Origin of the sequence: Pseudomonas sp. 2995-1, assembly GCF_002742505.1 — a bacterium.
In the GTDB taxonomy this organism is placed as follows: domain Bacteria; phylum Pseudomonadota; class Gammaproteobacteria; order Pseudomonadales; family Pseudomonadaceae; genus Aquipseudomonas; species Aquipseudomonas sivasensis.
The window spans coordinates 1-284 of sequence record NZ_LJSA01000394.1 but is presented as its reverse complement, the minus strand read 5'-3'; the positions used below and the strand labels follow the sequence as shown (position 1 = coordinate 284).

Genomic DNA, 284 nt, shown 5'->3' with positions numbered 1-284 from the left:
CTCCATACACTTACTGTAAAAATCGAGATATATTTGGTCATGATCCGAACGATACTTATATTTCAAGTCTAACTCTTTGAAAGTCATCCTTATCCCTACTCCAGTGTGACGTAACCCATCTCATCAACATTAACGAGATTTGTATAGTTTCTGATTTCGTGAGGTAGTTTTTTATCAGCATCATAATCCTGATGAGGTGAAATCCCCTTTTCCACCAAGAACTCATATACATGGACCTCATGCATATTTCCGTCATATTCATGCTTTAATACATGATGGACTAG

At 36.6% G+C, this 284-nt stretch carries 1 protein-coding gene; it reads right to left on the bottom strand.

Annotated features, from left to right (window positions below; all coding sequences use genetic code 11):
* Positions 1-95: 95 nt before the first annotated feature.
* Positions 96-284, bottom strand: a 189-nt coding sequence (locus AOA61_RS31880; protein WP_218197363.1) for a hypothetical protein, incomplete at its 5' end; no start/stop codon positions are given.